Annotated in this window: 18 protein-coding genes and 3 pseudogenes; 4 read left to right on the forward strand and 17 right to left on the reverse strand. The window is 34.4% G+C overall.

Annotated elements, in window-relative coordinates:
* Positions 1 to 35: 35 nt before the first annotated feature.
* Positions 36 to 1,382, forward strand: coding sequence for an ammonium transporter (locus tag EAG08_RS17650; RefSeq protein ID WP_129536575.1), 1,347 nt, complete (start codon positions 36 to 38; stop codon positions 1,380 to 1,382).
* Positions 1,383 to 1,615: 233 nt separating this feature from the next.
* Positions 1,616 to 3,034 carry an L-serine ammonia-lyase gene (locus tag EAG08_RS17655; RefSeq protein WP_129536576.1) on the forward strand — a complete coding sequence of 473 codons (1,419 nt, stop codon included), beginning with the start codon at positions 1,616 to 1,618 and terminating at the stop codon, positions 3,032 to 3,034.
* Positions 3,035 to 3,156: 122 nt separating this feature from the next.
* Here EAG08_RS17655 and EAG08_RS17660 read toward each other — a convergent pair whose 3' ends face one another.
* The 13 genes and pseudogenes from EAG08_RS17660 to EAG08_RS17720 form a co-directional block, all read right to left on the reverse strand.
* The gene (locus tag EAG08_RS17660; protein WP_129536577.1) at positions 3,157 to 4,797 is read right to left on the reverse strand and encodes a serine hydrolase domain-containing protein; all 1,641 of its coding nucleotides are present in this window, start codon (positions 4,795 to 4,797) and stop codon (positions 3,157 to 3,159) included.
* A gap of 12 nt (positions 4,798 to 4,809) precedes the next feature.
* Complete coding sequence (locus tag EAG08_RS17665; RefSeq protein WP_129536578.1) at positions 4,810 to 5,382, reverse strand: YIP1 family protein; 573 nt, start codon at positions 5,380 to 5,382, stop codon at positions 4,810 to 4,812.
* Positions 5,383 to 5,385: 3 nt separating this feature from the next.
* Positions 5,386 to 5,790, reverse strand: a complete 405-nt coding sequence (locus EAG08_RS17670; RefSeq protein WP_129536579.1) for a PH domain-containing protein — start codon at positions 5,788 to 5,790, stop codon at positions 5,386 to 5,388.
* A 16-nt stretch (positions 5,791 to 5,806) separates the two neighbouring features.
* Positions 5,807 to 6,073 (reverse strand): DUF2089 family protein, encoded by a 267-nt coding sequence (locus EAG08_RS17675; protein WP_129536580.1) that lies wholly within the window; start codon positions 6,071 to 6,073, stop codon positions 5,807 to 5,809.
* A 134-nt stretch (positions 6,074 to 6,207) separates the two neighbouring features.
* Positions 6,208 to 7,052: pseudogene (locus EAG08_RS17680) on the reverse strand (prephenate dehydrogenase).
* Between the two features lie 242 nt (positions 7,053 to 7,294).
* The gene (locus EAG08_RS17685; RefSeq protein WP_129536581.1) at positions 7,295 to 9,577 is read right to left on the reverse strand and encodes a cation:proton antiporter; all 2,283 of its coding nucleotides are present in this window, start codon (positions 9,575 to 9,577) and stop codon (positions 7,295 to 7,297) included.
* Between the two features lie 103 nt (positions 9,578 to 9,680).
* Entirely contained in the window at positions 9,681 to 10,070 is a 390-nt protein-coding gene (locus tag EAG08_RS17690; protein ID WP_129536582.1) for a hypothetical protein, read from the reverse strand.
* 109 nt (positions 10,071 to 10,179) lie between these two features.
* On the reverse strand, positions 10,180 to 10,890 hold the full coding sequence (locus tag EAG08_RS17695) for a LytR/AlgR family response regulator transcription factor (RefSeq protein WP_129536583.1): 711 nt from the start codon (positions 10,888 to 10,890) through the stop codon (positions 10,180 to 10,182).
* Entirely contained in the window at positions 10,868 to 11,638 is a 771-nt protein-coding gene (locus tag EAG08_RS17700; RefSeq protein WP_129536584.1) for a histidine kinase, read from the reverse strand. Before EAG08_RS17700 ends, EAG08_RS17695 begins: the two co-directional genes overlap by 23 nt.
* Before the next feature lie 9 nt (positions 11,639 to 11,647).
* Positions 11,648 to 12,019 (reverse strand): hypothetical protein, encoded by a 372-nt coding sequence (locus EAG08_RS17705; RefSeq protein WP_129536585.1) that lies wholly within the window; start codon positions 12,017 to 12,019, stop codon positions 11,648 to 11,650.
* 18 nt (positions 12,020 to 12,037) lie between these two features.
* A pseudogene (locus EAG08_RS17710) lies at positions 12,038 to 13,230 on the reverse strand (alanine dehydrogenase).
* Positions 13,231 to 13,300: 70 nt separating this feature from the next.
* Positions 13,301 to 13,708 carry a tRNA (adenosine(37)-N6)-threonylcarbamoyltransferase complex ATPase subunit type 1 TsaE gene (tsaE, locus tag EAG08_RS17715; protein ID WP_129536586.1) on the reverse strand — a complete coding sequence of 136 codons (408 nt, stop codon included), beginning with the start codon at positions 13,706 to 13,708 and terminating at the stop codon, positions 13,301 to 13,303.
* A complete protein-coding gene (locus EAG08_RS17720; protein WP_129536587.1) occupies positions 13,705 to 14,310 on the reverse strand; it encodes a transglycosylase domain-containing protein in 606 nt (201 codons plus the stop codon). The genes tsaE and EAG08_RS17720 overlap by 4 nt, the downstream gene beginning before the upstream one ends.
* Before the next feature lie 450 nt (positions 14,311 to 14,760).
* Here EAG08_RS17720 and dnaG point away from each other — a divergent pair.
* Positions 14,761 to 16,729 (forward strand): annotated as a pseudogene (dnaG, locus tag EAG08_RS17725) (DNA primase).
* 153 nt (positions 16,730 to 16,882) lie between these two features.
* On the forward strand, positions 16,883 to 17,569 hold the full coding sequence (gene clpP / locus EAG08_RS17730; RefSeq protein ID WP_129536588.1) for an ATP-dependent Clp endopeptidase proteolytic subunit ClpP: 687 nt from the start codon (positions 16,883 to 16,885) through the stop codon (positions 17,567 to 17,569).
* Positions 17,570 to 17,655: 86 nt separating this feature from the next.
* On the opposite strand, the gene EAG08_RS17735 is transcribed toward clpP, so the two are convergent.
* Genes EAG08_RS17735 through EAG08_RS17750 form a run of 4 tightly spaced genes read right to left on the reverse strand, consistent with a single transcriptional unit; the run spans position 17,656 to position 19,905 of the window.
* On the reverse strand, positions 17,656 to 18,102 hold the full coding sequence (locus EAG08_RS17735) for a hypothetical protein (protein WP_129536589.1): 447 nt from the start codon (positions 18,100 to 18,102) through the stop codon (positions 17,656 to 17,658).
* 2 nt (positions 18,103 to 18,104) lie between these two features.
* Positions 18,105 to 18,701: a DUF6705 family protein gene (locus tag EAG08_RS17740; RefSeq protein ID WP_129536590.1), complete on the reverse strand. Its 597-nt coding sequence runs from the start codon at positions 18,699 to 18,701 to the stop codon at positions 18,105 to 18,107.
* Positions 18,702 to 18,703: 2 nt separating this feature from the next.
* Positions 18,704 to 19,303, reverse strand: coding sequence for a DUF6705 family protein (locus EAG08_RS17745; RefSeq protein ID WP_129536591.1), 600 nt, complete (start codon positions 19,301 to 19,303; stop codon positions 18,704 to 18,706).
* A gap of 2 nt (positions 19,304 to 19,305) precedes the next feature.
* A complete protein-coding gene (locus EAG08_RS17750) occupies positions 19,306 to 19,905 on the reverse strand; it encodes a DUF6705 family protein (RefSeq protein ID WP_129536592.1) in 600 nt (199 codons plus the stop codon).
* Between the last annotated feature and the right edge of the window lie 46 nt (positions 19,906 to 19,951).

A 19,951-nucleotide genomic window follows, 5' to 3' on the forward strand; every position in this document is an offset into this window, starting at 1 on the left:
AAGTTATTTCAAATACCTTTTAAAAATTAGATTCTATGAAAGTTGGTTTAAAATGGAAAGTTTCATTTATAATAATTTCTTTGGTAGCCATTGGTGGACTTTTCTGGAAGCCCAGCGTTGATTTTCCAAACACCGGAGATTTTTTAGGCGAAGAAAGTATTGTCGGCTCAGATGTAGCATGGATTTTAGCTGCTGCCGGACTCGTTCTTCTCATGACTCCCGGACTGTCCTTCTTCTACGGCGGAATGGTCGGTAAGAAAAATATGATCTCTACAATGCTGCAAAGTTTTATCGCTTTAGGAGTCATTTCTATTTTATGGATTGTGGTTGGTTTTTCTCTGTCTTTCGGAGATTCTATAGGCTTTGAAATCAATGGTGAACATTACGGAATTATCGGGAACCCTTTTACCTATCCATTTTTTAATCATGTGAGCGTTTATCCTCACAAAACGATGGCTTCCACCATTCCTTTTATCTTATTTGCATTGTTTCAGATGAAATTTGCAGTGATCACACCAGCTTTGATTACGGGTTCATTTGCTGAAAGAGTTCGGTTTATTTCGTATTTGGTTTTCATGGTTTTGTTCAGTCTTTTTATCTACACGCCGCTTTGTCACATGGTTTGGCATCCTGAAGGCCTTTTAAATAAATTTTTCGGAGTCAAAGATTTTGCAGGTGGAACCGTGGTTCACATGAGTGCTGGTTTTGCTGCTTTGGCGGGTGCAATTGTTTTAGGGCGAAGAAAAAATCCGCATCATGAGCCTTCCAATATTCCTTATGTCATTTTAGGAACAGGAATGTTATGGTTTGGCTGGTTCGGTTTCAATGCCGGTTCGGCTTTAAGTGCCAACGCAACGGCAGCAATAGCTTTCGGAACGACAACCATTGCTTCAGCTTCCGCAATGATGACATGGATCTTCTTTGACAGAATCAACGGAAGGAAAGTTTCTGCGTTGGGAGCTTGTATCGGTGCTGTTGTGGGTTTGGTTGCCATCACTCCTGCGTGCGGTTTTGTTTCAATTCAGGAAAGTCTTTTCATCGGATTTGCAGCGGCCATTGTATCAAATTTAATGATGAACTGGAAAGCCTTAAAGAAAATCGATGATACTTTAGATGTTTTTGCCTGTCATGGGGTAGGAGGAATTATGGGAATGATCTTGACCGCAATCTTTGCCCACGGCGAAAACGCAAGTCTTCTTCACGGCGGAATCGTAGTTTTTACCCACCACATGATTGCTCTGGTTTTGGTTTCTGTATTCACATTTTTCGGGTCATTGCTTTTGTATAAAATCACCAACCGAATTATCACGCTCAGAGTTTCCGAAGAATCTGAAAATATAGGATTGGATATGTCTCAGCATGAAGAAAGCCTGAAATGGTAGTTTAGTTTTAATTATAATAATTTTTATTTGGGCAGCTTTATCCGCTTGTAATTTATCCTGAGCTTGTCGAAGGGCTCCGTTCAAGCCGGGCTGTGTAGTTTGTGCAGAGTTCAAGAGACGTTTATAAAATGGGAGATTTGTTTGTTTTAGATTTAGTGATAAACCATTTCTGACATTTCATTTCTTTAGAATTTATCGTGTATATTTGCTCTTCATGAAAATGAAAATCACGTATGGAATCTATATCGGTTTTTGAGATTATAAAAGTAGGAATTGGGCCTTCCAGCTCGCACACAATGGGGCCTTGGAATGCTGCTTCGGCATTTATCAGAATTATAAAAAGAGAACGGTCAATCGCTGAGGTGAAAGAAGTTTTCTTAGAATTCTTCGGTTCACTGGCTAAAACGGGAATAGGTCACGGCACAGATATCGCCGGAATGTTGGGTTTAAATGGTGAAGATTTTAAAACTATCAATACTTCAAAGATTGACGAAATCGTTCATCATATCAAAACGTCTGAGATTCTTAATTTAGGCGGAGAAAAAGAAATTCCTTTTGTTTACGGACATCATTTAATTTTGAATATGTCCAGATCTTTAGATTTTCATCCCAACGGAATGATTTTTAAGGCAATTTTTGAAGACGGTACAGAACTCGTTCAGGATTTTTATTCTGTAGGCGGTGGATTTATCGCTAGCCAGGAAAAAAACTCAATTGAGAAACAGTGTGTTCGTACGATATATCCTTGTCATCACGGTTCAGATATCGTAAAATATTGTGAGAAATTAGGTTTTGATAAAATGTCAGACTTAATTTTAATCAATGAAGAAAGCTGGAGAACGCAGGAAGAGACAAGAAAGGAAGCTCTGAATATTTGGGAAAACATCAAAGAATGTATTTATAAAGGGGTCAATAAAGAAGGCATTTTGCCTGGCGGACTCAATGTTACCCGCCGTGCGGCCGGAATGAATCGAAAATTATTGGGCGAACAGATTTACAAAAATAAAGATGAATGGTTTCAGCAGGTTGTTGATGCTGAAGAAAATTTCACCAATATCAATAAATGGATTGCGTGTTTTGCGTTGGCGGTGAACGAAGAGAATGCAAGTTTCGGACGTATCATCACAGCGCCAACCAATGGTGCAAGTGGAGTGATACCGGCAGTTTTAATGTATGCGCAGGCTTTTACACCTTACACGAGTGACGATGATATTGCGAGATTTTTATTGGTCGCAGGAGAAATCGGAACTTTATTCAAGAAAAATGCTACAATTTCAGCAGCGATGGGAGGTTGTCAGGCAGAAATAGGGGTGTCATCAGCGATGGCTGCGGCAGGTTTAACCGAAATATTAGGTGGAAGTGTCGGTCAGGTATTGATGGCAGCAGAGATTGCGATGGAACATCATTTAGGATTGACGTGTGATCCGATTAAAGGTTTGGTACAGATTCCTTGTATTGAAAGAAATACGATGGGTGCAATAAAAGCAATTACTGCAGCGAATATTGCTCTTGAAAGTGATCCTACAAAAGCGAAGGTGAGTTTGGATCAGGTGATTCAGACGATGTGGGAAACTGCGTTGTCGATGAACGACCGTTTCAAGGAAACTTCTGAGGGTGGTTTAGCTATTGCCGTGAATGTACCGGAATGTTAAAATAAGATACAACAGAGCTTAATTTAAAAACGTTCTGACGTTTTGCTTAAAACCTCAGGACGTTTTTAGTAAAAGATGCCGACGTTTCATTGAAAACGTCGGCATCTTTTTTATTTGGCTGTTTATTTCTTATCAAAAACAAGTGTATTCCCGTTCTGGATAAGGCTTAATTGTTTGTTTTCCGGAGAGAAAATAATTTCTACACCAGCATTATCATATTTAAATGTATTTCCTTCCACATATTCTAAAGGAAATGACGGTTGATAAGTTAATTGGGCAAAAAGGATTTCTTCTTTTATGAAGATTTTAAAGTCCAACTTAGTCTCTTTTGAATAATAATTACCCTCATATTTTTGTAATTCTTTTTCAGAGGCTTTTTTCAGCTCTGTAAATTTTGGATATTCATATTCCTGATCATAAATAAGGCTTACAATTCCTAAAAATATCTTTCCGTGTGATAATTTTTCACCGTTAATAACTGTTGCTATAGAATAGTTTTCAGTCGGACTGTAAGAAACAAGTGTGTGGGTTCCGGCAGTATCACCACCATGTCCATAAGAAACTTTGTTATAAAACGGCGCTTTCATTATACCTAACCCAAATGGTTTTTCACCTTTCGGAAGCATTCTGTCTAATGTTTCTTTTTTTACAAATTTATAATCGAATAAAGCATTAATGAATAAGCTCAAATCATGGGTTGTAGAAGTAATGTCTCCCAAACCAATACAGTTACGGAAATCAAAATCTTCTACCTCCATCCATTTTCCGGTGGTGTTTTCGTACGATTTGAAGATGTTTTTTTGATTATCTAAAACCGAGAATGTATTCTTCATATTGGCTTTACTGGTGATGTTTTCTTTCAACAAAACATTGTACGGTTTCTTAGAAACGTCCTCTAGAATTCTGCTTAATAGATAGTAACCCGAATTTGAGTATCTTTCTTTCTCTCCCGGTTGAAACTCCACTCCGTGTTTTCTTATCGTGTCAAGAATTGCTTTGTCACCAACAGATTTCCCGAACAGCCATCCACCTGCATAATCTCCCAATCCGCTTGTATGGTTCATGATATGTTCTAAAGTGATTTTATTGGCATTGGGAGCATCAGGATAATACTTTGACAGTTTATCATTAAGATTTAATTTTCCTTTTTCTTCCAATTGCATCAGCATAATTGCAGTAAAAAGTTTACTGACTGAGCCAATTTGGTAACCTGTATTAGAATCCCATTTTACATTAGATAATTGGTCTTGCCCGAAGTTTTTCTGATAGATTTCTTTTCCGTCTTTGAAGAGTGTGATGCTCCCGATTCCTTCTTTGTTTTGGGTAATATAATTTAGAAAATCATCAATTTTGGCGGTGTTAATTCCTGCTTTTTTGATGTCTTTTGATATTAAAACTTTTGGTGCAGGTTTTTCTTTGCCATCATTTTTATAAAGACTTAACGGAAATGATTTTGAATTTTGCGAAAAAGTTCCCTCAAAATGGTCGGCTTTAAATTGTCCTTTATAAGACGCATTAAGCGCTTTCATTTCAAAAACCAATTCGTTATTGATGAATTCAGTTTTGTCAACATTAATGATTTGATTACCTTGCTTTGGGCTTTTCGCTGTTGAAACATAGGTGTTGTTCTCTTTCGTAATGTCGAGAATTAATGGGAGAGTCATCCCTCCAAGATCAAGTTCTCCTTTCCATGAGCCTGTAATTTCCTGGCCATAAAAAGTCTGTGCTAATAAAATCAGCACGAGTAATAGTTTGGTTTTCATTGAATTAAATGTTTAGTTGTTAAGTATTTGGCATATCATTACAGTAACAAATGTTACGATGCAGAATATCACTGTATGTTGCCATTTTTTAATATTTGTTGCTGTTTTAAATCCGTTGTAGAAAATTGCTATACTGTATATCAGGCAACCTACATTTGCTATTGTATATAAAATCATAACCAAAAAATCTACAAAAGGAAACACTTCGGTTGGCTGCTGTTGATAGTTGGCCACATTTTCTATTGTATTTTTCACAAAATTAATTCCCTCAAAAGGTATAAGAATGATAAGAGGAATCTGCGAAATAAGAACGGCATTTGCGATGTCAATTATTCTTGTTTTACGGTAAAAAACTTTGCCAAGTAGAAACAGAACAGTGATCATTACTGCAAAACTTATAAAAGTAGGGAGAATTAAATCATATAAATTATTTGTGGTAAACGGTGCGATTCTGTATATGCTTATAAAACATATGTTCGTCCAAAAGCAAAGCGGGATCGTTAGTAGGAAGAAAATAATACCGACAATAAATAAAGCCTTGTCATCGAACTTTTCAAAAGGATTAAAAATAGTTTTCCAGGTCATGTTTTATTTTTTTACAATAATGTTGGGATTTATTTTAAGCAGATCATTTTCAAAATCACTGAAGTTTTTAGGAGATATAATGATGCTTCCATTTGTGAAATAAATTTCTACTCTCCCGATAATACTGGGAGCCGGCGAAGAAATCATATTTCCGGTTTTTTCTATTTTGTAAATATCATTTACCTTGATCTTTGTGGTTCCGAAAATTGAATTTTTCACATACAAAAACTCAGCATCAATCTTATACCGAATGGTCAGCATCAATAATAGTATCGCTACGAAAATCGCACATGGCACTAATACAATTTCCCAATTTCCATTTTTCACATCCAGAGAAATCGGCAATAAAATAATCAGAAAAATAGGAACTATCAATTCCCAACCAATTCTTGCAGGTATATTTTTCATAGATAGATTTTTATTATTAACCGTTTAATCTTTTTATTTTTTCAATCAAATCGTCCATTTTATTTCTCATGGTCGGATAGGAGAGTTCGGCTTGTTTTGCCATTTCTTTTATGCTTCCGCTGGAAAGAAAAAAATTGAGAATGAAATCCTGCTCGTCCCGTGCCAATTTCAGAAGTACTGGAAGCTCGTAATTTCCGTTGACTTCAGTTTTACAGTCAGGGCATTTCATCTGACTGACCTGAAGTGTGTGATCGCAACTCGGACAAATAATGGGTAACTTCATTGAGTTTTATTTCTGTAAAAGTAATAATAATTTTAATAAAGTTAAAATATTTTTTAATAAAGTTAAAGGTTGTTATGAAATTTGACATGAAAAAAACTTCCCGAAAGAAGTTTAATTAAGATTTAAGTGAAAATTTATTTATCTAAGATTCCACGTATTTTGTTTGCATTTTCTATGAGTTCACCGAGATATTCAAAGTTCTCTTTTTCCAAAGCAGATTTGAATTTTTTAATTGAGAAATATGCTCGTTCAAAACATCCAAGACATTTTCTTTATTTTGTTTAAAGATTGGAACCCACATTTCCGGATGAGACTTTGCGAGACGAACTGTACTCGAAAAACCAGAACTTGCCAATTGAAAAATAGTTTCCTCTTCCTTTTCTTTCTCCAAAACCGTATTGGCAAGCGCATAAGAGGTGATGTGCGAAATATGTGAAATGTAAGCAGTGTGAAGATCATGTGCTTCAGCATTCATATAAATCAAATGCATATCTAATTTTTCAACAATGGTTTGAACCAATTTTAACGCATCTTCTGCAGAATCTTCAAGATCACAAATTACTCCGGCTTTTCCCGAAAAACTCTCTGCAATTGCAGATTTCGGCCCGTGATTTTCCGTTCCCCACATTGGGTGGAAAGCGACAAATCTTGATCTCATTGGATGATTTTTTACCGAGTTGACAATTCCTGCTTTCGTAGAACCAACATCCATCACGGTTTGTGATTCTGAAATTATATCTAAAACCTTAGGCAGAATTTTTCTTGCCGCATCCACAGGAATCGCAATGATAATTAAATCTGAATTTTTAATTCCATGTTCAAAATCTGTCTGTTCGTCGATGATGTTTAAAGCTAAAGCTTCGTTTAAATTATCTGTATTGTTATCAATTCCATAAATGAAGTTGACCGCTTTTTTTTCTTTTAATTTTAAGGCGATTGAGCCTCCAATCAATCCTACACCAATAATGCTTATGTTCATTTTTTTCAATTTAAAAATAAAAAACCCCGTCCGAGGACGAGGTTTTAAGTTATATAACAAGAATCTCTATCCCAAATTTGAGCTGAAAATTCTATAATAATATGTTCTGTTTTTGTTAATCACAAAGCGAAGATAGTAATTTTTTGTTTCTTTGAAATAAAAAAGACCAAACTTTTGGGTTCGATCTTTAAAAAATTTAATCGTTTAATGTATGAGTACTAATTGATGATTAGTTAAAAACATTACGGATTAGAGATAATCAATGTTGAAGGAATGTCTGAAAGCCAAAGACTTTTTGAGTCGATAAGACCTCGCCAGCTTTTTTTGCTGATTAGCATAAGATCCTGTGAGTTTAAAAATTCCTTCTCAATTTTTTTCTCGTTATATAAAGTGATGTGATTGGGTGCAACCTGTTCGATACTTCTGATGAGCTCTTTTACCTCAATATTGCTTCTTATCTGTCCGGCAACATCCAAAATAATAATCTGCGAATTGTTATTGTTGATCAATCTTTTCGCATATTCAAGCAGATAAAAATCGCTTAAATTAAAAATAGGAACAAATACTTTTTCGGCTGAAGTAAATTCTTTTTCAACCAAAACACCCACCGGAATATTTGTTTTATCCAAAATCTGCAAGGTGAAATCATCAAAAGGAGAGTTGTTGAAAATATAACTTTTCCCTTTTACAGTATTCAGTAATTTTTCCGGGTTGATGATTTTTGTGGTAAAGCCTAAAAGTCTTCCGAGTAAACTTCCTTCATACATCGATTTCCCGAGCATGATTAAAAGTAAATCGTAATTTCCTTTGTTTGAAATGCTTGTAAGATCACTTTCAATATCGGTTGATGCTTTGAAAAGGGTGGTCACTTCCAACTGAAGTTCATCTGAGGTTTGAATGACTTTTTTAAATTGTTCTTTCTCGAAATTTTCAATATCAAAAGCGTGCAATTCATCTACCGGCGCGATATTCATCGCGGTTACGCTTTTGTTTCCGTTCATTTTGTGAGTGAAATTGTCGGCTAATCTTAATAATGTACTTCCGGATTCGGCAGTGTCAAAAGATAAGAGAACTTTATATTTTGCATCATCATTTTCCTGTTCTTCATCGTCCATTGTCGATTTCTTTCCTTTAAAAAGATAATTGATAAGATCAAGGCAAGGGCCGGTCATGAAAGTGGTAAATAATGCCATGATGACCAACATTGCAAATAATTCCGGACCTAAAACTCCTAAATCATAACCAATATTTAGTACAATTAATTCTGTAAGCCCTCTCGTATTCATCAATGCTCCAATGGTGAGACTGTCTTTCCAGCTCATTTTGAGGAATTTTGAAGTCAGTGCACTTCCTACAAATTTCCCGGTAACAGCAGTTAGTATAATGAAGCCACCGATTTTCCAAAGATGGGGATCGTTTAACAAACCAATCTGAGTACGCAATCCCGTAAATACAAAGAATAAAGGAAGCAATAAAACCAAAGCAACATCTTCAATTTTTTCAATGAAAAGATTTCTGAATTTTACATTTTCTGGCATAATGGCACCTGCCATAAATGCTCCGAAGAGAGCGTGAATTCCGATAACTTCTGTTGCGTATGATGAAATAATTAAGATTAGGAAAAATACAGCAACCAATGGTTTGCTGATAAAACCTTTGCCTTTTTGCGATTCAGCAATTCGGTGTAAGAAAGGTCGTACGGCTTTAATCATAAAAAAGACATACAATATCGCCATTAAAATAACAAATACTGAACCTGAGAACGACCCTGCTTTTACAACCGCAATTACAGCTGCCAATATACACCACGCCGTAATATCATCTGCAGCGGCGCAGGTAATTACAACGGTTCCGATTTTTGTCTTATGAAGATTTCTTTCCTGGACGATTCTTGCCAAAACTGGAAATGCGGTGATACTCATCGCAATGGCTATAAATAAGGCAAACGAACTGAACTGAATTCCCTCAGGAGCAAATTCTTTATAGATAAAATAAGAAAGCCCAACTCCCAAAGCAAACGGAAAAATAATACTTGCATGGCTGATGACCACTGCATCATGTGCTTTTTTACGTAGAACGCTTAAATCAAGTTCCATCCCAACGATGTACATGAAAAGTATCAAACCAATCTGACTCAAGAACTGTAAATTCCCAAGTGACTCTTTAGGGAAAATGAATGCCGAAAGTTCTGGGAAATAAAGTCCAAAAAGTGAAGGTCCCAAAACGATTCCGGCAATCATTTCACCAATCACGGAAGGTTGTTTTAGTTTAACGCAAATCCAGCCAAATAGTTTTGCGACAAGAATGATGGTCACAATCTGAGCTAATAAAAGTGCGAGTGGATGATGAAGATTCGTCATAAAAGAATCGGTGAAATTCTCCCACATCGTAGATCCTGTCGCTTTACTTGGAGCAATATTTTCTCCTATTTCTAAAGTTTTTCCTTCGATAAAAAACCAGTACATCAAGCATGAAAAGAATGCGATGGTACTGATATAAAAGATAATATTTTTGTATTTCCCCATAATCAATAATCATTTTATTTGAACGCTAATTTCTAAAGAATAAACGGATGGTAAAAGTTGTTTTTTTGAAATGTAATAAATGCACAGAATAATGTAACGAAACTTATCTGAAGCTGTAGCCCAACCCAATTCCCATTTTCCAAGCGCCATTGTCTGTGGATGTTTTCGTATTATAATAGAACGGAATCTGTAATGCTACTTTTTTGTAAATCACTGCTAAACCAACTCCTAGTGTAGGCATAATCGGTGAGTTTTTTGTTCCAGTTGATTGGTCTTCTTTAATTCTCAGTGAAGGTAACATTCCGATCATCATTTTGGTGTTTTTATATTTGAAATTGACGTTCGGACCTGTGAAATTGATGAATGCACCATGGTCGACATATCCTGCAACGGCAATTCCATCAAAAAGTGAAACTTTTATTTTTGAATCAGTTTCCTGCGAAAAGAGTAGAGCGGATGTAAGAATTCCAAAGATGGATAGAATTTTTTTCATTGTACGTTATTTAATCAGGACGCAAAAATAGTTTGATTAAACAACCGTTTAAAGTTAATGTAATGAAACAGCAAAATTATGCAGTGAAAGTTGAAAAGTCTGAAAAATCCTATTTTCCGAATCTTTCCATCAGTGAATTTTTATAGGTTTCGCCAATCTGTAATTTTAAATAATGATCGTTTTCTGCGGGAATCGTCGTGATAATTTCACTCGTCGACAAAACTTTTACAGATGATAAAGCGATAATTTCTTTTTTGTTGACCTGCGCAAAATCTTTGGAAGGCAACATTTCTAAAAGAGATTTGAAATTCAGATTTTTCAGCACGATAGTGGTTCCGTCTTTCAGGATAATATCTTTGTCGCGGCTGTCGATTTCTGAGGTTTTAATGTAAGCAATCTGCTCTGTGAATATGGTCGATTTTCCGATATTGCTGTTCCATTCGATGGATTCTTTCTGCGGGAGATGACTGAACAAATCTGCAGCTTTTTCAAAAGCCTGAAGCAGTCTTTCTTTTTTTATGGGTTTCCGTACGTAATCAACAACATTTAAATCAAAAGCTTCGGCAGCGTATTCTTTGTAAGCCGTTGTGAAAATGATTTTTTTTGAATCTGAAATTAATTCTGCGACCTGAAGTCCGGTCATTCCCGGCATTTCTATATCTAAAATACAGAGGTCACAATCGATAGAATTGATTTCACTCAGGAAAATTTTAGGATCATTAAAAGATTTTACAACTTCTACATTGTCAATCTGTTCGCACAGAAGTTTTAAGTAACTTATGGCAAGAAGTTCATCATCAAGAATAACGCATTTTATCATGGAATTCGCCTAAATTGATTGTTAATTCTGCTGTGAAGATACCATTTTTTGAGCTTTTTTGAAGCGTGTAAAAATTGTTGTAAATCATTTTTAAACGCTGATCCAAAGACTGACTTCCAAAACCACTGTGCTCTTTTTCCAAAATATTTTTTAACGAAGCTTTGTTGCTGACTTTCATCGTGAAAATTCTGTTTTCCAGCTCAAGATGAATGGCGATGAAAGAATCTTGTGCCAAGAAATCTGTGTGTTTAAAGGCATTTTCAATTAAATCTACAGAAATCAGAGGTGCAAAAACTTTTTCTTCATATATCGCATCAGACTTATCAATTTTAGATTTAATTCTGAAATCAAAAAGCGGATTGATCTTGATTTTATTAATTTCAATCAGGCTTAAAGCAAAACTAAATTCTTCTTTTGGGCTTACAAATTTGTTGTTGCTTTCGTATAAAATATAATCCAAAACATTCGCCAGTTTATCCAATGACATATACGTTTGATAGGCGTGAGACTGTACCGAATTCAGAATGTTTTTGAATAAGTGAGGATTCAGTTTTGTGCCAATATGCTCGAGCTGAACTTCGTTTAATCGCTGCTCAATTAACTTATTGGTTTCAGAAAGTTTAGCATTTCTCTTTCTGAAACTTTGATTTTGACTGAATAAATAAATACTTACCGTGAGAAAAAAGAAAATAGCAAAAACTCCAACGAAAATCAGATAATCGTGAATCATGTAGTAATTGCCGTCCATCTCAGTAGATTATTTTATTTTTTTTAAGCCTAATAACTGAGTTTCTTCAGCACATTTTTCGAAAGTAACTTCGTAACGAGGATTATTTTCAGGATAAGAAATCAGATAATCCGGACAAGGTTTTTTCTGAGCATGACTTCTATCAAAATCAACTTTCCCTTGTGTAATGATGCTGTCTTTTATAAACTTTTCATCTACTTTTAAAGCAGTCATTTGAGCTTTGAAATTTTCAGAATATTTAAAATCTTTAGATAAAGTTTCGGCGATTACACGGCTGTTGGGCAAATATCCACTGCAGCTCACACCTTTTTTATTAAGAACAAAAAATACAATAACCAATCCGGGAACTAGACCAATTAAAAAGAATTTGATTTTTTTCATAAGAAAATAAAATATCCACTAAAAAATTAAAAGATTGATGTCATGATAAGTAAGTCCGAAACGGTCGCAGATTACCTTCTTGGTATGTCTTCCTTTGTACATATAGAGACTTTGCTTCATTTCGTTTTTGCGGATCAGCATATTTTCGAAACCTCCTTCCACATCGTAATTTAGAATATAAGAAAGGAAAAAATTTGAGATTGCCTTCGTGGTTGTTCTTGGCATTTTTGAGGTCAGATTCGGAAGTCCGCAATGGATAACACCATGTTTGATGATGTAAGGATCTTCCATTGTCGTCAATTCTGATGTTTCAACTACTTTGCCGTAATCAATGGCAATATCGATGATGACGCTACCTTTTTTCATTTTGCAAACCATTTCTTCGGTGACAATAGGTTGCATATTCAATCTTGGAAGGGCTCCGATGACAACATCGGCACGTCTGAGACTTTTGCTTAATTCCTTTGGATCAATAATTGAAGTGGGAACTCTGCTGTCAACCAATGTGTGAAGTCTTCTCAGTTTTGAAAGTGAATTGTCAAAAACTTTTACGCTTGCTCCCAAACCGATGGCAGCTTTTGTGGCAAATTCGCCAACGATTCCTGCACCTAAAACAACAACTTCTGCAGGTCTCACTCCTGTGATTCCGCCAAGCATGAGTCCGTTTGAAAGGGCTAGTAATTCTGAGGCATATAAAATAGAAACCGTACCTGCAATTTCGCCGATTAATCTTACCAAAGCCAATTGTTTGTACTCATCAGCGATAAATTCAAAGGCTATAGCGTTGATTTTTTCTCTGCCAGTTTTATGAAATAATCTTGATCTCTAAGATTGATCTGTAAAGCGGAAACGAGGTAGGTATTAGGTTTTAAATAATCAATTTCTTCATCTGTAGGCGGATTGATTTTTAAAATCAAATCCTGACTGAAGGCTTCTTTGGGGTCCTTCGTAATAATTGCTCCCGATTCTGAGTACTGAAGATCGGTGAAAAAAGAACCTTGTCCTGCACCAGATTCTACAATGATTTCATGACCGTGCTGTACCAAAACCTGCACTGCGTCGGGTGTTATACAAGTTCGTCTTTCGTTGAGACAGGTTTCTTTAGGAATTCCTATACTGAATTGTTTGCCCTTTTTAATAACTTCCAACTTTTCCTCCTTTGGCATTAGTTCTTCCTCGGAAAAAGGAGTAAAAATATTTGTGGTACTCATTTTAAATTCAATTATGACTTACTGAAAATTACTAATACAATCGATTTATTAGAACAAAGATACATAATATTTAGTCGAAACTGATTTCTCTGCTTTCACCGTTATTGTGGATGCTCATCGTGTGGTACTTTAGTCCATAGAGTTCTTCTTCATAAACTTCAGGCCATTCGATAATGCACAAATAGGCATTGTCTAGATATTCTTCGATACCGATATCAAAAACTTCTTCAATATTTTTTAATCGATACAAATCAAAATGATAGACTTTTCCTTTAGATGTATTGTATTCGTTTACAATAGAGTAGGTGGGTGAATTTACCTCGTCTTCACTACCTAAATTTTTAAGCAAAAACTGAGTAAATGTAGTTTTTCCGGCTCCTAAATTTCCCTTTAGTAATAAAATGGGATGTTGAAGCTGAGGAGTAATTTCTTCTACAACGTTTTGCCAGTCGTCTAATTTGGTAATATTGAAATTCATTTTTTATTTAAATTTTTCAAATATAATTCATGAAAATATTTTGTTCTTGCCAAGGCTCTTTCAGGATATCTGATTCGATTATTCTTAACAGGATTTTCGTACAAAGCAATTACTTCTGCAATTTCTAAAGAAGTCAAATCTTTTATATCCTTATCAAAAAGAGATTTTGAAACTTCGTCAATCCCTTTTCTATTTTCTAAAAAGTCAAAATTACTGAAATTAAAATTTAAACAATCTGTCTGACTGTAATTCTGCTCAAGATATCTTGTTACTAGGAAATAATCTAAAGAATTTTTATTTTTAATATCCAAAGAAGGAAATATTCTGAAACCCATTTCTCTGCAGGGACATTCCAACATTTTATTTTGTCCTAATAAAACTTTTAGATTGTAGTTCCAAGAGTCTTTAGTTAAAGAATTTTTGTAGATTACACTGTAAAAAGTGGTGAAATTTTGAGGTAATTTATGAGTACTTCTAATTTTAAAAGTAATTACTCTTCTGTCATCATGGCTTAAAATATATATGCCTCCGAATTCTATGTAGGTTAAGAAAATGATAAATAAAAAAAATGCGAATATTAAAGTACGTTTCAAATATTTCATAATCAAAAATATAAAATTATGAAAAAAGCTAAATATTTTATCATGTTATTTTTGATTGCTGTGTCTTGCCGTAATTAGAAAGTTTCTTTACATTATTATAATGGTCTGAGTTACAATAATAATTGGATTTTGGCATCATCTACTCGAATTTTCTTTGAATCGGATGAGGAAATGCAATAGTTAAAATCAAGAATAAAACTTTAAAAAAAGAACTTTTTGATATTAGAGATAAAATTGTAGCTAAAAATCAGATTTTAGATTTTGATGATGGTTATTATACATTTGCATTTATTACTGAAAAAGACACTTTATTTGCTGATAGCGGATTGCAATTTTGGAAATATAAAGACAGAGGTTTGGCAGTGAAGCTCAGTGATATTTCGAAAAAGAAAATTTTAGAGCATTACAAAATTAGTCCAAACCAATACTGAAATTTGTATTTTTGCATTAATGATTTCCAAGCAAACGATAGATAAGATATTCTCAACAATCCGAGTAGAAGAGATTGTTGGCGAATATGTGCAGTTGAAGAGAGCGGGATCCAACTTCAAAGGGTTGAGTCCGTTTCATGATGAAAAGTCGCCAAGTTTTGTAGTTTCTCCAAGCAAACAGATTTGGAAAGATTTCTCCACAGGAAAAGGAGGAACTGCGATTTCTTTTTGATGGAAATTGAAAATTTCACCTATCCTGAAGCACTTCGCCACGCTGCAAAAAAATACGGAATTGAGATTGAAGAAGACCAGCGTGAATTTTCCGAAGAAGCAAAAAATGCGCAGTCTGAAAGAGATATTCTTTATAAGATTCATGAAATTGCCAATGAATATTTTCAAAATATTCTGTGGGAAAATGAAGAAGGCAGATCGATTGGTTTGTCGTATTTCAGAGAACGTGAACTGAAAGATGATATCATCAAAAAATTCCAGCTGGGATATTCTCCTGAGAAAAAAAATGCGTTTACAGAATTTGCTTTAAATAAAGGTTATTCCAAAGAAATATTAGAAAAATCAGGACTGTCAATTTTTCCTGAAAATTCTCCGGCTGGGATTGACCGTTTCCGTGAAAGAGTGATGTTCCCGATTCACAGTTTTTCGGGAAGAGTTTTAGGTTTCGGAGCGAGAATTCTTCGAAGCAATATTAAAACTGCCAAATATCTCAATTCTCCCGAAACAGAAATTTATCACAAATCAAATGTTTTATATGGTTTGAACCAAGGTAAACAGGCGATTTCGAGAAAAAACATCTGTCTTTTGGTGGAAGGTTATATGGATGTGATTTCACTTCATCTTTCAGGAATTGAAAATGTTGTGGCGAGTTCGGGAACTTCTCTGACGACCGAACAAATCAAGTTAATTAAAAGACTTACCGAAAATGTAACCATTCTTTTGATGGTGATAATGCCGGAATTAAAGCGAGTTTCCGAAGCATCGATATGTTGCTTACGGAAGGAATGAACATTCGTGTTTTACTTTTCCCTGAAGGTGATGACCCCGATTCTTTTGCCAGAAAACATCCGCAGGAATATGTAGAAAAATTTATCGAAAATGAAGCGATGGATTTCATCGATTTTAAAGCCGAAATTCTTTTAAAAGAAGCTGGAAATGATCCGATAAAAAAAGCAGAGGCCATCAGAAATATCGTAAAATCTGTTGGTTTCGTCCAAAATGGCTTAAAAAGAGAGGTTTACCTAAAAGAAGTTTCTACAAAATTCGGACTTTCTGAGCAGAGTTTGTTTAATGAATTAGATATTCAGAAGCAGATTACTCAAAATCAAGCGCCTAAAAATCAACCAAAAGAAAATGTTCAGCCAAAACTGGAAATTGTTCCTGCTAGTGTTGAACAGGTGGATCCGATTATATTTGATTTACTTAATCAGGAAAATAATTTAGTTAATCTGATGTTGAATTTTGGCGATGTCGTGCTTCACAGAGAAAATGAAGCGAATGAAAAATATGACATCACGGTCATTGAAGAAATCCTTCATCATTTTGAAGAAGAAAATTATGAGTTTCAGGTAGAACTCAATAAAATTATCATTGACAGCATTAAAGAAGGTATTGCCAATGAAGAGCTGCGAAAAGGAAACTTTTTTGTCACTTTTATGGACGAAAATATTACTTCAAAAGTTGTTGATGCCATTATGCCTCTAAATGATTTGGAAAACTGGGCTTCCAGAAATATTTTCCCGCCTAATTATGGTGACAAAATCAATACTCAGGTGGAAGGTGATATTCTCATTCATAAATTCAGATACATCGATTATTTAATTAAACAAGTTGGCGAAGATTTACAAAATCACAGCAATGATGAAACTAAATATTTTGAATCTATCAAAAAAATAACTCTGCTGAAACAGGCTTCTATGCAGCTGTCTGAGATTTTAGGTTATTCTCCGATCAAAGGAATTTATGTGAAAAGATAGCAGGAATTAGATGGTAGGGTTCAACTAAATAGTCAAAAAATTAATTTTAAGATAATAATCTGCTACCTAAACTGCCAAAAAGTCCTATAAAATTTTAGGAATAAAAGTTGTAAATTACATCTTAGTTAAATTTAAAAATATACCAATAGAAATATGGACATTAAAAAAGAATTCAGAGATTTCTCTGTAAAACATTTAGGAAACAGCGGTCTTGCTACCGATCAGTATATGGGAATGTATGGTCCTACAAACCTTACACCTTACATCATGGAAGAAAGAAGAATGAACGTTGCTCAAATGGACGTTTTCTCTCGTTTGATGATGGATAGAATCATTTTTTTGGGAACAGGAATTGACGATCAAGTTGCTAATATTGTAACGGCTCAGTTATTATTCTTAGAAAGTTCTGATTCTGCAAAAGATATTCAGATCTATATCAACTCTCCTGGTGGAAGCGTTTATGCTGGATTAGGAATTTATGACACGATGCAGATCATTAAGCCGGATGTTGCCACAATCTGTACAGGTATTGCCGCTTCAATGGGAGCTGTATTATTGGTTGCAGGTGAAAAAGGCAAACGTTCTGCGTTGAAACACTCGAGAGTAATGATTCACCAACCTTCAGGTGGTGCACAAGGTGTTGCTTCTGACATGGAAATCAACTTGAGAGAAATGTTGAAACTGAAAAAAGAATTGTACGACATCATTTCTGAGCATTCTGGACAAACTTACGAATGGGTAGAGAAAGCATCTGACAGAGATTACTGGATGACTTCTACTGAAGCAAAAGAATTCGGAATGGTCGATGAAGTTTTACAGAGAGCTAAAAAGGAGAAATAATTTAGTTTTAACTTTAAGATAGAAAAAGTGGCGCGTCTCAAAAAGATGCGCCACTTTTTTATCTGTTTCATTATAAGTAAGCAAAACTATTTAGCTGTCATCATCTTTTTCCATAAAATATAGTTATTAATAAATCCTTGTATAGACTCTTCACTTGATGGGAGAAAAGATTCTATATTAAGTTTGTCTAAGACGGAGCTTGGGTATCCGCAAGCAGGCCGTACTCCAAAAACCATGAAAGAAATTTTATCAATATTATTAACTATTAATATTGCAATTTCTCCTTTACGAAGATTTGCTTTTTTATAATCAGAATATACGTTTGTTTTTGTTGAATCTTTAAAAAATAATTCTAAAACAGGTATAGCATCTTTTCCATAATCACAAATTTTTTTAGTTTGTTCTAAATCTCTAATGTCTTTTGAATTCGAAACTTTAGAAATATCGTTAAGTAAAAGATTTATTTCTTCCCTACTTTGTCCCCAAAGCAGATTAATCGTCAAGCTGAATAATATAATGAGTGTATTTTTCATTCCTACTGCTTTGTTAACACAACTCCTTTAGGTAAAACATCAGGTATTCCTGTGGCGTGGTATTGGCAGTCTGTGGAAATCATCATTGAGTTATAAGAAAACTGCCATTCTATTTGGGTTTTGCTTGCATCTGTGAAATGAATCATAATTCTGCCGCTTATATTACAAACATCTCTGTCTGTATAGGTTAATCCATATAGGTTATCTTCATCTTTAACAAACCCTCCCCCCCATATTTTTGCTTTATCATCAGGTAATCCAGTATTATCAAACAAAATACTGCCGTTAGAATTGACCACTTTGAATTGACCAATTAATATATCTTTATTATATTTAAAAAAAGCGTTAAACCTATTTGCTTTTTTAAATGTAATATAAATAGTTTTATTATTCCACGTTCCAGTCCATGTTCCTAAATAATCAGGTAATTCGTTGTCAGTGTCTTTCATGTAGTAACATTGATCTTCGGGAATATCTGTATATGTTCTTAAAGGAATGATGTTATAAGATGGACAAGTGGGTGTAAATGGTAGAATAGGTTTTTGTCCAAGGAACAAATTAATCGTTAAGCTGAATAATATAATTAGTGTATTTTTCATTCCTACTGCTTTGTTAAAACAACCCCTTTAGGTAAAACATCAGGTATTCCTGTGGCGTGATACTGGCAGTCTGTGGAAATCATCATTGAGTTATAAGAAAACTGCCATTCTATTTGGGTTTTGCTGGCATCTGTAAAATGAATCATAATTCTGCCGCTGGTATTACAGACATCTTTATCATTATATAGCATTGAATACTTATTTGGATATAATTTTTGAAATCCTCCTCCATTTATTTTAGCATTATCATCGGTTAATCCTATATTATTAAACAAAATACTGCCGTCAGAATTTACCACTTTAAATTTACCAATTAATATGTCTTCATAGTATTTTCTAAAAGCATAATATTGGTTTGTCATTTTTTTGAATGTAATGTAAATTGTTTTATTGTTCCACGTCCCAACCCACGTTCCTACATAACCTGCTAATTCATTGTTGGTGTCTTTCATATAATAGCACTGATCTTCAGGGATATCTGTATATGTTCTTAACGGAACAATGTTGTATGATGGGCAAGTAGGTGTTAATGGTAAATTAGGTTTTTGTCCAAAAAACAGATTAATAATTAAGCTGAATAATATAATGATTGTATTTTTCATTCCTACTGCTTTGTTAAAACAACCCCTTTAGGTAAAACATCAGGTATTCCTGTGGCGTGATACTGGCAGTCTGTGGAAATCATCATTGAGTTATAAGAAAATTGCCACTTTAGCTGGGTTTTGCTGACATCTGTGAAATGAATTATAATTCTTCCACTAATATTACATACATCTCTATCAGTATATGTTATAGAATAATCATTGGGTGCTAATTTGTAAAATCCACCCCCTCGTAATTTTGCTTTGTCATCAGGTATCCCTGTATTATCAAACAAAATACTGCCATCAGAATTTACCACTTTAAATTTTCCAATTAATTTGTCTTCATAATATTCTCCAAATTCATAATATTGCTTTTCCATTTTTTTGAATGTAATATAAATGGTCTTATTATTCCAGCTTCCAGTCCAGGTTCCTACATAATCTGGCAATTCATTGTTTGTATCTTTCATGTAATAGCACAGATCTTCGGGAATATCTGTATATGTTCTTAAAGGAACAATGTTGTAAGATGGACAAGTGGGGGTAAATGGTAAAATAGGTTTTTGTCCAAAAAACAGATTAATCATTAAGCTGAATAATATAATGAGTGTATTTTTCATTCTTACTGCTTTGTTAACACAATTCCTTTAGGTAAAACCTCAGGTA

The organism is Chryseobacterium sp. 3008163 (assembly GCF_003669035.1).
Classification (GTDB): domain Bacteria; phylum Bacteroidota; class Bacteroidia; order Flavobacteriales; family Weeksellaceae; genus Chryseobacterium.

What these genes read in the sequence shown, in the direction of transcription:
- EAG08_RS17685 (WP_129536581.1), bottom strand. Translation starts at nt 9,577, where the DNA reads ATGGGGAAATACAAAAATATTATCTTTTATATCAGTACCATCGCATTC.
- EAG08_RS17740 (WP_129536590.1), bottom strand. Translation starts at nt 18,701, where the DNA reads ATGAAAAATACACTAATTATATTATTCAGCTTAACGATTAATTTGTTC.
- EAG08_RS17700 (WP_129536584.1), bottom strand. Translation starts at nt 11,638, where the DNA reads ATGGACGGCAATTACTACATGATTCACGATTATCTGATTTTCGTTGGA.
- EAG08_RS17675 (WP_129536580.1), bottom strand. Translation starts at nt 6,073, where the DNA reads ATGAAGTTACCCATTATTTGTCCGAGTTGCGATCACACACTTCAGGTC.
- EAG08_RS17735 (WP_129536589.1), bottom strand. Translation starts at nt 18,102, where the DNA reads ATGAAAAATACACTCATTATATTATTCAGCTTGACGATTAATCTGCTT.
- EAG08_RS17720 (WP_129536587.1), bottom strand. Translation starts at nt 14,310, where the DNA reads ATGAAATATTTGAAACGTACTTTAATATTCGCATTTTTTTTATTTATC.
- EAG08_RS17655 (WP_129536576.1), top strand. Translation starts at nt 1,616, where the DNA reads ATGGAATCTATATCGGTTTTTGAGATTATAAAAGTAGGAATTGGGCCT.
- EAG08_RS17665 (WP_129536578.1), bottom strand. Translation starts at nt 5,382, where the DNA reads ATGACCTGGAAAACTATTTTTAATCCTTTTGAAAAGTTCGATGACAAG.
- EAG08_RS17705 (WP_129536585.1), bottom strand. Translation starts at nt 12,019, where the DNA reads ATGAAAAAAATCAAATTCTTTTTAATTGGTCTAGTTCCCGGATTGGTT.
- EAG08_RS17660 (WP_129536577.1), bottom strand. Translation starts at nt 4,797, where the DNA reads ATGAAAACCAAACTATTACTCGTGCTGATTTTATTAGCACAGACTTTT.
- tsaE (WP_129536586.1), bottom strand. Translation starts at nt 13,708, where the DNA reads ATGAATTTCAATATTACCAAATTAGACGACTGGCAAAACGTTGTAGAA.
- EAG08_RS17670 (WP_129536579.1), bottom strand. Translation starts at nt 5,790, where the DNA reads ATGAAAAATATACCTGCAAGAATTGGTTGGGAATTGATAGTTCCTATT.
- EAG08_RS17650 (WP_129536575.1), top strand. Translation starts at nt 36, where the DNA reads ATGAAAGTTGGTTTAAAATGGAAAGTTTCATTTATAATAATTTCTTTG.
- EAG08_RS17745 (WP_129536591.1), bottom strand. Translation starts at nt 19,303, where the DNA reads ATGAAAAATACAATCATTATATTATTCAGCTTAATTATTAATCTGTTT.
- EAG08_RS17695 (WP_129536583.1), bottom strand. Translation starts at nt 10,890, where the DNA reads ATGATAAAATGCGTTATTCTTGATGATGAACTTCTTGCCATAAGTTAC.
- EAG08_RS17690 (WP_129536582.1), bottom strand. Translation starts at nt 10,070, where the DNA reads ATGAAAAAAATTCTATCCATCTTTGGAATTCTTACATCCGCTCTACTC.
- clpP (WP_129536588.1), top strand. Translation starts at nt 16,883, where the DNA reads ATGGACATTAAAAAAGAATTCAGAGATTTCTCTGTAAAACATTTAGGA.
- EAG08_RS17750 (WP_129536592.1), bottom strand. Translation starts at nt 19,905, where the DNA reads ATGAAAAATACACTCATTATATTATTCAGCTTAATGATTAATCTGTTT.